Consider the following 12,693-nt stretch of genomic DNA (forward strand, 5'->3'; position numbering starts at 1 on the left):
AAGCTGATCTCTACCACTTTAGAAGCCCCCTTGCCCATGTATAATGGGCCCTTGCCCAGGTCTGAATCAGGAAGCTGTCCTTGCAACACCCTAACCTGCTAAAGCATATCGGTGAGTCCAAGCCCTTGATGCGTAAGTCGGAGCAAAAGGTCGCGGACTATGTTCTGGAACATCCCCAGGATGTGATACATATGCGTATTGTGGACCTGGCCGCAGAGGCAAAGGTCAGTGAGCCAACCGTAGTGCGCTTTTGCCGAGCGCTGAACTTTGATGGCTTTCAGGACTTTAAACTTTGTCTGGCGCAGGTGTTGGCCAGCAATACGAATTTTGAGCAGTTTGCACTTAATAATCAGGATACGGTGACGGAGTTCAAACATAAGATTTTTGAATCCACCGTCGGCAATCTGATCAATATCCGTGACAGTCTAAATCCAGATACCCTGGAGCAAGCCATTGATGCTTTGGCCAAGGCCAAGCGAGTCGAATTTTGGGGCTTTGGTGCCTCAGCGGCAGTGGCGGCCGATGCCCAGCACAAGTTTTATCGTTTGATGATTTCCTCCAGTGCTCTTTCTGATCCTCATATGCAGACTATTTCTGCTTTGACGTTGAGTGAGGGAGATGTCGTCGTGGCGATTTCACAAACCGGCCGCACCAAGGATTTGCTGCACTCTGTGCGTTTGGTACAGGAGGCTGGAGCCACGGTAATTACGCTCTGTCCTGGCACTACCCCTTTGGCGGACTTAGCCAGTATTGCGATTCATATTGATCTGGCGGAAGACAAAGATCTGAATACCCTGATGTCGTCCCGAGTGGTGCACTTAGTGGTAATGGATGTGTTGGCGGTAGGGGTGGCAATGCGCTTAGGGCCTACTCTGATTGATCATCTCAAAGTGATACGCCGAGGTTTGCGTTCACTCCGCCAGAACGAGCGTCGTCCCGTCAAAAAAGAGTAATCAAAACGACATCTCCCTGACATTGGCGCGAGACAGACTAAACTTAGCAGGTCTTGTCTAAGTCTAGGGAGGATACTTCATGCGCCAGTCAGAACGCCTTATTGAAGTTCAGGCTCAGTTGTTTGATGTGTTTGCTAGCTTGGAGCGTGAGGCACAGTCCAAACGCCATCGTACCAGTCGCCAAAAATTACTTGAGGCCAGACGTTCCATTGAGCGTCGTCAGGAAGAAAAGTGCCTCCAACAACAGGTGGAAGATTACGTCTTCGATTAGGGTCTAGTCGTCCTGTATATCAATCTTGATAGGCTTCCTTGCTGACTGCAAAAAGCTCACAGGAAGCCTGGGTACCTTATCCCTGTCCTAGCCGATCGTTGATGAGACCGTTGGTTGCAGCCAGGGGGTGAAGCTTCTATGATGCGCGCCATTATTAAGGAGTGCCCCCATGAGCCTGCTGATCTCCACCTGGATTAAGTTTTTCTTCCTCTTTGCCCCTTTCTTTGTGGTGTCCATGTTTTTGGCGTTAACCCGCGGCGAGCAGCCCCGTGAACGGCGACGGGTGGCTAATCGTGCGGTGATGGCTTCATTGCTGATTAGTTTGGTGTTGTTGTTTTTTGGCGGCACCCTGTTCGAAATTCTCGGTATTACCCTCGACTCTTTCCGCATCGGTGCGGGTATTTTGCTGTTCTTATCCGCTATCAGCCTGGTACGGGATGGGGTTCGCACCCATGCCACTGGTATGCCGGCAGAGGAGCGTGATGATATTTCCGTGGTGCCGCTGGCTATTCCTACCATTATTGGCCCGGCGACAATCGGTGCGATTCTGGTTTATGGTGCGGAGTTCAAGGGTTGGGACTTACTAATCGGCATTGCTGCACTGGGACTGGCACTGGGTTGCCTGCTGGTGATTTTGCACCTGAGTTCGGCGGTTGAGCGTATTCTGGGACGTACGGGATTAAATATCCTGAGTAAGATTACCGGTCTGGTGCTGGCGGCGATGGCATCCCAGATTGTATTAAGTGGCGTGCGTGGCTTTATGGCCAGCCTTTAAGTTGCTGCATGGCGGCTGTCATTAGCGGCAGCCGCTGTTTGCCTTTCCCCTAATCCTCTATAGCCTTAACCATCTCTTTATAGTGCTTGCGGCACAGTGACAGGTAGCGGTCATTGCCGCCGATGGCAATCTGTTCTCCTGCCTTCACTGCCCTGCCCTCCGCATCCAGGCGCGCCACCATGGTGGCTTTACGGCCACAGTCACAGACGGTTTTGATTTCCTCCAGGTGGTCAGCAATGGCGAGCAGGGTTTGGCTGCCCAGAAAGGGCTGGCCGAAAGCATCAGTACGCAAGCCATAGCAGAGTACCGGGATATTGAGCTGATCCACCACGTCAGACAGTGCCCACACCTGGGTTTGACTCAAAAATTGCGCTTCGTCCACCAGTACACAGGCAAGCGGCTGACGCTGATGAGCCTGGGTGACTAAGGCAAAGAGGTCAGATTCACCATTAAAAGCGGCTGCAGGGCTTTTCAGGCCGATCCGTGAGGCTATCCAGGCTTGCTCTGCATTACCTTCAGCAAAGCGATTATCAAACTGTGGGGCGAGTAGGAAAGGCTCCATCCCCCGTTCACGGTAGTTATAGGCCGCTTGCAGCAGCGTGGTGGTTTTGCCGGCATTCATCGCCGAATAATAGAAGTAGAGTGAGGCCACGCCCAGTTCTCGTTTATCAGCTCAGGAGGCGCGAGTATAAAAGCAAAAGGGCCGCCGAAGCAGCCCTTTTGCCAGTCGATCAGACCTCAACCATAGACAAAGTGGGGTAACCAGGTTGCCAGTGCAGGCCACACCGCGAGGATACCCAGCATTGCCATCTGGATCAGAATGAAGGGCACCACCCCCCGATAGATCTGTCCGGTGCTGATGGTCGCCGGTGCGACCCCGCGTAGATAGAACAGGGCAAAGCCAAAGGGTGGGGTCAGGAAGGATGTTTGCAGGTTAATGGCAAACATAATCCCCAACCAGATCGGGTCGATATCCATCATCAACAGAATCGGGGCGACGATGGGTACCACCACAAAGGTGATTTCAATAAAGTCGAGGAAGAAGCCAAGCAGGAACATCACCAGCATGACCACAATCATCGCGCCGACTTTACCGCCGGGCATCCCTTCAAGGAACTCCCGTACCAGGTCGTCACCGCCGTAGCCGCGGAATACCAGGGAGAAGATCGAGGCCCCCACCAGGATCATAAACACCATGGAGCTGACCTGGGTGGTGGAGCGCATGACTTCACGCAGAGTAGTCAGGTTAAGGCTCTTACGCATGGCTGCGAGCACCATGGCCCCAATGGCACCGACGGAGGCGGCTTCAGTCGGGGTGGCTAAGCCACCGAGAATGGAGCCCAATACCAGCACCACCAATAATAAAGGCGGAATCAGCACCTTAATGACACGGCTGCCGAGGTCGTCCACCTTAGCTCGCTCGTTGGCAGGGATGGCAGGAACACTCTTGGGACTAACGATGGCTTTGAACACCAGGTAGAGCACATAGAGTGCGACCAGCAGCAAACCGGGAATCAGGGCGCCGAGGAAGAGATCACCCACGGTAACGGTTTCCGGCGAGTAAATACCCATATCCAACTGAGCTTGCTGATAGGCAGAAGAGATCACGTCCCCTAGCAATACCAGGACGATGGAGGGCGGAATAATCTGTCCCAGGGTACCAGAGGCACAGATAACCCCAGTGGCAACGCGAGGATCATAACCGCGCTTAAGCATGGTCGGCAGTGACAGCAGGCCCATAGTGACCACCGTGGCGCCAACGATGCCGGTACTGGCAGCGAGTAGCATCCCCACTAAGCACACGGAAATGCCTAAGCCACCGCGCAGTGGGCCAAATAGCAGTGCCATGGTATCGAGCAGCTCTTCGGCTATCTTCGAGCGCTCCAGCATCACCCCCATAAAGACGAACAGGGGCACGGCAATCAGGGTGTCATTACCCATGATGCCGAAGATGCGGTTGGGCGCGGCTTCGAGGAAGACTGGATCAAACCAATCAAAAGCAATCCCCATGCCGGCAAAGATTAAGCCCGCTCCAGCCAGGGAGAAAGCAACCGAATAACCGAGCAGCAAGATCACAACGGCTGCGGCAAACAGCAGCAGAGATAAATACTCGGTCATAATACGTGCTCCTCCTGCACCAGATGGGCTTTACCGCTTAACACCAGGATGTCACGCAGAAACTCTGCAATCCCCTGTAGAATCATCATCGCTGGCATAGCGATCAGGGCAGACTTCAAGATGAAACGGGCGGGAATCCCCCCCGACTCTTGTGAGCCTTCAAAGATCGACCAAGAGGCCGCGACATAATCCCAGGACATCCAGAGGATGAAGATCGACACCGGCATCAGCAACACGAGGTTGCCGATCAGGTTTACAATGGCTTTACCCTTTTCGGACAGGGGGCGATAAAAGATATCGACCCGCACATGGCCATCGTGTTTAAGGGTGTAGGCAGCGCCTAACAGGAAAACAAAGGAGTGCATGTAGACAACGGATTCCTGTAAAGCCACGTTGCCGACATTGAACAGATAGCGCATCACCACAATGATAAAGGTGACCACCACCATGCCCAGCGTCAGCCAGGAGATACAGCGTCCTGTCCACTCGCTGAACTGGTCGATAGCATTGACCAGCATAGTCAGTGATTTATTCTCGTTATTCATGATCGTCATGCTGTCTTCAGTGAGGACTGTCAGAGTGTGCCGAGAAGGTATGCCCTTATCAACTATTTTCAACAATTGGTCAGACAAGTTGCACACTTGTTGAAAATATTGAAATTAATGTTTGTTTTATTGTGACTTGAGACCCCTTTTCCATGGATGTATCCCACTTACTTGATCGCCTTAACCCCCCCCAGCGCGAAGCGGTTAGTGCGCCTTTGCAAAGCCGTTTAGTGTTGGCCGGTGCCGGTTCCGGTAAAACCCGGGTGCTGGTGCACCGTATTGCCTGGTTGATTCAGGTTGAGCGGGTATCCCCCTATGCCATCATGGCAGTGACCTTTACCAATAAGGCCGCCAAAGAGATGCGGATGCGGATTGAGGCCCTGCTGGGACTGACTCCGCGTGGCATGTGGGTGGGCACCTTCCATGGTCTGGCGCATCGACTCCTGCGCGCCCATTGGCAGGAGGCTGGTCTGCCGGAAAACTTTCAGATTCTCGACTCCGATGACCAGCTGCGACTGGTGAAACGGGTTTGCCGGGAGATGAATCTGGATGAAAAGCGCTGGGATCCGAAAGAGCTGCAATGGTTTATCAATGCGCAGAAAGATGAAGGGCTACGCCCGCGTCACCTCGATGCCTATGGCGATGCCAACTGGCAAACCCGTATTCAGGTCTATCAAAACTATGAGGATGCCTGTGCCCGGGGTGGCATGGTCGACTTTGGTGAACTGCTGCTGCGTTCCCACGAGCTGTGGTTAGAGCAACCGGTGTTGCTACGTCATTATCAACAGCGCTTTCAGGCTCTGCTGGTGGACGAGTTCCAGGATACCAACAAGGTGCAGTATGCCTGGCTGCGGATGTTGTCCGGCGATGAGGTGCCGGTGATGGCCGTCGGTGACGATGATCAGTCGATTTATGGCTGGCGCGGAGCGCGGGTGGAGAATATTCAACAGTTTGTACAGGACTTCCCTGGCTGTGACACCATCCGTCTGGAGCAAAATTATCGCTCCACCGGCACCATTCTGAAGGCAGCCAATGCCCTGATCGCCAATAACGCCGGGCGAATGGGCAAGGAGTTATGGACGGATTCGGGCGATGGCGATCCGATTCAGGTTTACAGTGCCTTTAATGAGCAGGAAGAAGCTCGTTTTATCGTCGAGCAAATCGATAAATGGGTCAGCAACGGGGGGCAGCGTCAGGATTGCGCCCTGCTCTATCGCTCCAATGCCCAATCACGGGTATTAGAGGAAGCGCTGATTCGTGCCTCCATGCCCTATCGTATTTATGGCGGTCAGCGTTTTTATGACCGGTTGGAAATCCGCAATGCCCTCGCCTATTTGCGTCTGCTACAGAATCGCCATGACGATGCCGCGCTGGAGCGGATTATCAATGTACCCACCCGCGGTATCGGCAGCAAAACCCTGGAAACCATTCGCGACCTGGCGCGTGGCCAGTCGATCTCACTCTGGCAGGCCAGTAATGAGGCGCTCGGCCTGCGCCTGCTCAGTGGCCGGGCAGCCAGCTGTCTGCAGAGCTTTATTGAATTGATCAACAGTTTGCATCAGCAGACCGAAGACCTGGGGTTGTCAGAAGTATGTGAGCATGTGCTTACCCATAGTGGCCTGCTTGATCACCATGAGAAAGATAAGGACAAGGGTGAAGCGCGGGTGGAGAACTTGCAGGAACTGGTCAGTGCCGCCCGTCAGTACGAGCAAAACTGGACAGTGGATGAAGAAAACGCCAACCGTGGCATTTTGGCAGACTTCCTTGATCAGGCGGCGCTGGATGCCGGTGATGCCCAGGCAGAAGAATTCAGCGACTCAGTGCAGTTAATGACCCTGCACTCCGCCAAGGGCTTGGAGTTCCCGTTGGTGTTTATTACCGGCATGGAGGAAGGGCTGTTCCCCCACTCGATGTCGATGGAAGATCCAGAGCGTCTGCAGGAAGAACGGCGCCTGTGCTATGTCGGCATTACCCGGGCACGGCAAAAACTGATGATTACCTGGGCCGAATCGCGTCGCCTGTATGGCAAGGAAATGCCGGGGCGGCATTCGCGTTTTCTCACTGAGATTCCTGAGCAGCTGCTGGAAGAGGTGCGCATTGGTGCCAGTATTCGTCGTCCCCTGAGTTTTCAGCGTCCCACTACTAGCGTGGCGCGCCAATGGCAGGCTGAGGTACCGGCGACACAGTTTCAGCTTGGTCAGCGGGTGCGTCATGCCATCTTTGGTGAAGGGGTATTGATTAACTTTGAGGGTCAGGGCCCCCAGGCGCGGGTAGAGGTCAACTTTGATGATGTCGGCAGTAAATGGCTGATACTGTCGATGGCCAAACTGCAAGCGCTGTAATCGCCCATTGAAGGTTAAAAGTAACAGTTAAAGGTTATAAAAAAGCCCCCTCGGTAAAGAGTGGGGCTTTTTGTTTTATTCAGTGTGAGGCTTAACCGGCTTTCAGGGTTTTCACCCCTTCGGCACAGCCCATCAGCACCAGATCCGCCGGACGATGGGCGAAGAGGCCATTGGTCACGACCCCAGTGAGCATATTGATCTTCTGCTCCAGTTCACGGGGGTTGGTGATCTGCAGGTTATACACATCCAGAATCACGTTACCGTTATCCGTCACCACCCCTTCACGGTACTCGGGATCGCCGCCGAGTTTGACCAGCTCACGGGCGACGTAGGAGCGTGCCATGGGGATCACCTCAACCGGTAAGGGGAAGGCACCCAGCACATCGACCTGTTTGCTTTGATCCACGATGCAAACGAACTCTTTACTCACGGCGGCGACGATCTTCTCCCGGGTAAGGGCCGCACCACCGCCTTTGATCAGGTTCAGATGAGGGTCAAACTCATCGGCACCATCGACATAGAAAGGCAGTTGGCTGACGGAGTTCAGGTCATAAACCGGGATGCCGTGGCTTTTCAGACGCTCGGCCGTGGCGGCGGAACTGGCTACGGCCCCATCGAAGTGGGTTTTATACTGGGCCAGGGCATCGATAAAGAAGTTGGCAGTGGAGCCTGTGCCTATGCCCAGAATGGTATCGTCTTCCAGATGCGGCAGGATGTAGTCGAGGGCGGCCTTGGCCACTTGCTGTTTGAGCTGGTCTTGATTCATGGGGCAGGTCCACAACTTGCGGGGAAAGGACGCCATTATAACGGATTGATGCCCCTTCGGTATGGAAACCCACAAAGCTTGTGGTTAAATGGGTTCCCCCCATTCGGGTACTGGGCAGGATAGCCAGCACGACGCGAATGGGTTAGCCGCCTGTAAGACAGTTAAGTGAGACCCCATGCCAGAGAAATACATCAAAAAGATCCTCTCGGCGCGTGTATACGATGCCGCCGTGGAGACGCCCCTGGAAGAAGCCACTAACCTCAGCACGCGCTTGAAAAACCGTATTTTACTCAAGCGTGAAGACCTGCAACCGGTGCATTCTTTCAAGATTCGTGGTGCCTATAACAAGATGGCCCAACTCACCGATGAGGAACGGGGACGTGGGGTGATTTGTGCCTCTGCCGGCAACCATGCCCAGGGTTTGGCGATGGCAGCCAGCATTATGGGGGTAAAAGCCACTATTGTGATGCCCAAGACCACGCCAGACATTAAGGTCAACTCGGTGCGGGCCCGCGGTGGCAAGGTGGTGCTGCATGGCGATGCCTTCCCCGATGCTTTGGCCCATGCCCTTAAGCTGGTGGATGAAAAAGGCTATGTGTTTATCCACCCCTATGATGATGTGGATGTGATTGCCGGTCAGGGCACGGTGGGAATGGAAATCCTGCGGCAGGAGTCTGGCCCGATTCACAGTATTTTTGTGCCGGTAGGCGGCGGTGGCCTGGCGGCGGGCATCGCGGTCTACATTAAATACCTGCGTCCGGAGATTCGTATTATTGCGGTGGAGTCGGATGAGTCTGCTTGCCTGAAAGCAGCCATGGAGGCAGATGAGCGGGTGGTGTTGCCCCAGGTGGGGATTTTTGCCGATGGGGTGGCGGTGGCGCAGATAGGTGAAAACACCTTTGAACTCTGCCGCCAGTATGTCGATGAGGTGATCACGGTAAGCACCGATGAAATCTGCGCGGCGATCAAAGACATCTTTGACGATACCCGCTCAATCACCGAACCCGCTGGTGCCTTGGCTCTGGCTGGTATGAAGAAGTACATCGACCGTGAGCGGGTTGAAGGGGAAACCCTGATTGCGATCGATTCCGGCGCCAACATGAACTTTTCCCGTTTGCGTCATGTGGCAGAGCGTACTGACCTGGGTGAAAAAACCGAGGCGATTATTGCGGTGAAATTGGCGGAAAAGCCCGGTAGCTTCCGTCATTTCTGCCAGACCCTGGGTAAGCGTAATGTGACCGAGTTTAACTACCGTTTCGCCGATACCAATGAAGCCCATGTGTTTGCCGGGGTACAGATTGGCGCCAATGGCCATGGCAAGGAGGAGCTGCTGCGAGAGCTGCGCGAAGCCGGCTTCGAGGTGTTGGACCTCACTGATGACGAGATGGCCAAGCTGCACATTCGTTACATGGTGGGAGGACGGGCTCCCCAGGTGGAGGACGAAGTGGTGTATCGCTTTGAATTTCCTGAGCGTCCCGGTGCCCTGCTGCGTTTCCTGAATAAGCTGGGCAGTCGCTGGAATATTTCCATGTTCCATTACCGTAATCACGGTGCGGCCAGTGGCCGGGTATTGGTGGGGATGCAGGTGCCAACCGCGGAGCGCACTACCCTGCTGCGTTACCTGGATGAAATTGGTTATCCCTACTGGGATGAGAGCGACAACCTGACCTATCGGCTGTTCTTGCGTTAGGTGGGCTTGCGTTAGGTGGGATAGTTGCTGGGATGAATAAGTAAGGGGCCGTTTGGCCCCTTCTTATCTTGGTTGCGCTAGCGCTTTGGTTTAAAGGTTTGGCGGGCATTAAAGGGCCCGCGTCCAACCGTACTTAACCAGCCGAGCCAGCAACGTTTGGAGCTGGGAGGCTGACGACGCAAGCGGTGATAGCCCTGCCAGTTACCCACCATCAACCAGGCACTTAGCATGGCGGCGGGATAACTGGGCAATTGGCCCTGTAAGCATTCGCTACTGATGACACCCAGGCTGATCACCAGCACACTCAGGGTCAGGAATAACGCGTAACGGCGCTGCATACATACCTCAACTCGTACAACGGCGTCTGGGAGTCAAACCTGCGCAGACGCGGTGCTGGCGGTGTAATGGCCAGCAGACTGATCAATAAAGCGGCAGATTGTATAGATTTTGCACAGGGTTGCCAGCCTACTTTAGTGAGTTCGGGTAATCCTTAGCTTGGCTTTGTTTACAAGCTTTTACCCAGCAATTGCCAATCTTCGCCCTGGTACAGTGGGGCAAAGCCCAGACGTTGGTAAAAGGCCAGTGCGCCACTGTTGGCATTGCTTACTCCCAGGTGTATGCCGGGTACCTGGCGCTTACGCAAGGCATTGAGCAGGGTATCGATCATGCTCCGGCCTTGTCCTTGTCCCTGAGCGATGGGGAGTAAGTCGATGTGTAGGTGGGCAGGATAGGCAGCCAGTAATTCGCCCTGCAGAGGGGGGAGCTGATAGCCCTGATGGATAAGCCTGACCAGTGCCTGATCCGCCTCTGCCCGTTGAGGTTCGAGGGGATAGCGTTGGCGCAGCTGTTGAAACCAGTGTTGTTCACTTTGTTGGGCAAAGGTTTGGGAGTCGGCGCAGCCGAGAATATAGCCACAGGGCTCACCCGCATGGGTCAGCACCCAGCAAAGCTCAGGCTCCAGGCAGGCATAGGGGCCCGCATAATAGTGGCCAAGTAGCTCAGCATCGCGATAGAGATGACTGGCATCCTGCCCGGTGGCGCCGGTTTGCAGACAAATCCGATACAGTGCGGGTAAGTCACTGGGGTGAAATGGACGCAGGGCAAACATCACGAGGCTCCCAAGGATAGAGGGATCAACATACTGGCTTGCCACCTGATTGCAATCCCTCTTCTGGCTTAGGCGCTGACCTGCTGCAACCAGTCCTGCAGGTTGTAGTAGTTGGTAATACGGGCAATCTGTCCCTGATGAATGGCAAAGAAAGCGCCAGCCGGTAACACATATTGCTGGCCCTGGGCGGCGGGCAAATCGCTATCGCTATTGAGATAACGGCCATGCACGCAGAACTCGGCACTGGCGCGACGGCCATCTTCACTCACCATAATCACCAGATCACGAATTTGCTCCTGGTAGCAGTGGTTCATATGGCTCATAAACTCGGCGAAGCGGGCTTTGCCCTGGCGCCGCTCACCCTGATTGACGTCGTGTACCACGTCATCATGCAGCAGGCTGAGAAAGGTGTGCATATCACCCTCATTAAAGGCCTGGTAGTAGCGGGCGATCAGGGCGGCAGTCTTGGCGTGGCTCATCGGTTGTTCTCCTGCAAAAGGCTGATTGTCAGGGCATATACCCTAATTAGGCGGCAGCTAACAGCCAGCGCGGCGGAATTGCCTAGCTCCAGGTCGTCTGGAGTTAACAGAGGCCTGAGCGGTGAATTAAGGTGGGCAAAGTTATTAAGCGGGGATAGAACGTGGTGGAGTTACAAACACTGAGCGGCCAGGCCATTCAGCCTTATATTGCTGACTTGGCCCGGTTGCGTATTCAGGTCTTTCGGGAGTATCCCTATCTCTACATTGGTGACTTGGCTTACGAGTCCCAGTATTTACACACCTACGCCGCCTCACCGGCCAGTTTCTTTGTGCTGGCCCTGGATCAGGGTCAGGTAGTGGGGGTGGCTACCGGGGTGCCAATGGCGGATGAAACACCGGAGTTTAAACGGCCGTTTATCCAGGCGGGTTGGCAGCCGGAACAGATTTTTTACTACGGCGAGTCGGTGCTGTTGCCAGCCTACCGTGGTCAGGGTTGGGGGGGGCGCTTTTTACAGGAGCGGGAAGCCCATGCGCGCCAGCAGGGGTTTGCCTGGGCCGCCTTTTGCGCGGTGGAGCGGCCACGGGATCACCCCTGTCGTCCCCCGGGGTATCGCCCGCTTAACGCCTTTTGGCAGAAGCGTGGTTACCGGCATTATCCGCAATTACAGACCTATTATTCCTGGAAAGAGCTGGGTGAAAGTCAGGCCAGCCCTAAACCGATGTCTTTCTGGTTAAAGCAGTTGGAGCCATGATGGTGAGTGTTCACTTAGCCGCCTGCCAATATCACTTTGAGGCGCTGCCCGATTGGGCAACCTATGAGGCGCACTGGTGTGCCCTGATAGAGCAGGCCGTCAGCCAGGGGGCGCAGTTGTTGCTGCTACCTGAATATGCGGCGATGGGCTTAACCGCTCTGTTAGCAGAGGATGAATGTGCCGATCTGCAGGCCTCAATTCTTGGGTTGCAACGCTTTTTGCCCCAGTGGCTGGCGCTAAACGAAGCTTTAGCCCGGCGCTGGCAGATTTACCTCTGCCCTGGCTCAGCCCCGGTGCTGGATGAGGACGGCTGCTACCGTAATCGCAGTTGGCTATTTGGCCCCGAGGGCTGCCTGGGCAGTCAGGACAAACTGATCATGACCCGCTTTGAACGTGAGCAGTGGTATATCCAGCACGGTGAGGGGTTACAGGTGTTTGCGACGGAGTTGGGCAAGCTGGGTATTCTGATCTGCTATGACAATGAGTTTCCGTTGTTGGCTCGTCAGCTCGCCGAAGCAGGAGTTGAATTGATCCTGGCTCCCTCCTGTACTGACACCGAGGCGGGCTACCACCGGGTACGCATTGGCGCCCAGGCACGGGCGCTGGAGAATCAAATTGCAGTCTTGCAGGCACCCACGGTAGGGAAAGCGGCCTGGTCACCGGCGGTGGATGACAACATTGGACGGGCCGCCCTCTATGGCCCACCGGATTATGGCTTACCGGCTGATGGCGTGGTGGCCCAAAGCGCCAGCCTGTGCCCTGAACAAAGCCAGTGGTTGTTAGTGAACTGGCAGCCTGAGCGCTGGCAACGCGTGCGTCAGCAGGGCCAGGTACTGACCCGGCGAGATTGGCCGGAGCAGTTGTTGCCCGGCCGTTTGCGCTTGAAGTAGCGAT

The 12,693-nt window shown here is 55.0% G+C and carries 14 protein-coding genes; 7 read left to right on the forward strand and 7 right to left on the reverse strand.

Annotation, left to right across the window (positions count from 1 at the left end):
• Positions 1-80: 80 nt before the first annotated feature.
• The 3 genes from Q334_RS0101105 (at position 81) to Q334_RS0101115 (ending at position 1,999) form a co-directional block, all read left to right on the forward strand.
• Positions 81-953, forward strand: coding sequence for an SIS domain-containing protein (locus tag Q334_RS0101105; RefSeq protein ID WP_081414285.1), 873 nt, complete (start codon positions 81-83; stop codon positions 951-953).
• 79 nt (positions 954-1,032) lie between these two features.
• Positions 1,033-1,224, forward strand: a complete 192-nt coding sequence (locus Q334_RS0101110; RefSeq protein WP_027311594.1) for a PA3496 family putative envelope integrity protein — start codon at positions 1,033-1,035, stop codon at positions 1,222-1,224.
• Positions 1,225-1,393: 169 nt separating this feature from the next.
• Positions 1,394-1,999, forward strand: coding sequence for a MarC family protein (locus tag Q334_RS0101115; protein ID WP_027311595.1), 606 nt, complete (start codon positions 1,394-1,396; stop codon positions 1,997-1,999).
• Positions 2,000-2,048: 49 nt separating this feature from the next.
• Here Q334_RS0101115 and Q334_RS0101120 read toward each other — a convergent pair whose 3' ends face one another.
• The 3 genes from Q334_RS0101120 to Q334_RS0101130 form a co-directional block, all read right to left on the reverse strand.
• Complete coding sequence (locus Q334_RS0101120) at positions 2,049-2,651, reverse strand: thymidine kinase (RefSeq protein ID WP_027311596.1); 603 nt, start codon at positions 2,649-2,651, stop codon at positions 2,049-2,051.
• A gap of 86 nt (positions 2,652-2,737) precedes the next feature.
• Positions 2,738-4,117 carry a TRAP transporter large permease gene (locus Q334_RS0101125; protein WP_027311597.1) on the reverse strand — a complete coding sequence of 460 codons (1,380 nt, stop codon included), beginning with the start codon at positions 4,115-4,117 and terminating at the stop codon, positions 2,738-2,740.
• A complete protein-coding gene (locus tag Q334_RS0101130) occupies positions 4,114-4,671 on the reverse strand; it encodes a TRAP transporter small permease subunit (RefSeq protein ID WP_245593643.1) in 558 nt (185 codons plus the stop codon). Before Q334_RS0101130 ends, Q334_RS0101125 begins: the two co-directional genes overlap by 4 nt.
• 143 nt (positions 4,672-4,814) lie before the next feature.
• Between Q334_RS0101130 and uvrD the strand changes: the two genes are divergently transcribed.
• Positions 4,815-7,004, forward strand: coding sequence for a DNA helicase II (gene uvrD, locus Q334_RS0101135; protein ID WP_027311599.1), 2,190 nt, complete (start codon positions 4,815-4,817; stop codon positions 7,002-7,004).
• Between the two features lie 91 nt (positions 7,005-7,095).
• Here uvrD and rpiA read toward each other — a convergent pair whose 3' ends face one another.
• On the reverse strand, positions 7,096-7,770 hold the full coding sequence (gene rpiA, locus Q334_RS0101140; RefSeq protein ID WP_027311600.1) for a ribose-5-phosphate isomerase RpiA: 675 nt from the start codon (positions 7,768-7,770) through the stop codon (positions 7,096-7,098).
• A 175-nt stretch (positions 7,771-7,945) separates the two neighbouring features.
• Here rpiA and ilvA point away from each other — a divergent pair, with 175 nt between their 5' ends.
• Positions 7,946-9,460 carry a threonine ammonia-lyase, biosynthetic gene (gene ilvA, locus Q334_RS0101145; RefSeq protein ID WP_027311601.1) on the forward strand — a complete coding sequence of 505 codons (1,515 nt, stop codon included), beginning with the start codon at positions 7,946-7,948 and terminating at the stop codon, positions 9,458-9,460.
• 77 nt (positions 9,461-9,537) lie between these two features.
• Here the strand turns inward: ilvA and Q334_RS0101150 are convergent, their stop codons facing one another.
• The 3 genes from Q334_RS0101150 to Q334_RS0101160 form a co-directional block, all read right to left on the reverse strand.
• Positions 9,538-9,798, reverse strand: a complete 261-nt coding sequence (locus Q334_RS0101150; RefSeq protein WP_027311602.1) for a hypothetical protein — start codon at positions 9,796-9,798, stop codon at positions 9,538-9,540.
• 167 nt (positions 9,799-9,965) lie between these two features.
• On the reverse strand, positions 9,966-10,568 hold the full coding sequence (locus tag Q334_RS0101155; protein ID WP_051527426.1) for a GNAT family N-acetyltransferase: 603 nt from the start codon (positions 10,566-10,568) through the stop codon (positions 9,966-9,968).
• A gap of 68 nt (positions 10,569-10,636) precedes the next feature.
• Complete coding sequence (locus Q334_RS0101160) at positions 10,637-11,047, reverse strand: ketosteroid isomerase-related protein (RefSeq protein WP_027311604.1); 411 nt, start codon at positions 11,045-11,047, stop codon at positions 10,637-10,639.
• A gap of 164 nt (positions 11,048-11,211) precedes the next feature.
• Between Q334_RS0101160 and Q334_RS0101165 the strand changes: the two genes are divergently transcribed.
• Together Q334_RS0101165 and Q334_RS0101170 are read left to right on the forward strand one after the other, a co-directional pair.
• Positions 11,212-11,799, forward strand: coding sequence for a GNAT family N-acetyltransferase (locus tag Q334_RS0101165; RefSeq protein WP_027311605.1), 588 nt, complete (start codon positions 11,212-11,214; stop codon positions 11,797-11,799).
• Positions 11,799-12,689 carry a carbon-nitrogen hydrolase family protein gene (locus Q334_RS0101170; RefSeq protein WP_035460611.1) on the forward strand — a complete coding sequence of 297 codons (891 nt, stop codon included), beginning with the start codon at positions 11,799-11,801 and terminating at the stop codon, positions 12,687-12,689. Before Q334_RS0101165 ends, Q334_RS0101170 begins: the two co-directional genes overlap by 1 nt.
• Positions 12,690-12,693: the final 4 nt, after the last annotated feature.

Source organism: Balneatrix alpica DSM 16621 (assembly GCF_000619885.1).
In the GTDB taxonomy this organism is placed as follows: Bacteria; Pseudomonadota; Gammaproteobacteria; order Pseudomonadales; family Balneatricaceae; genus Balneatrix; species Balneatrix alpica.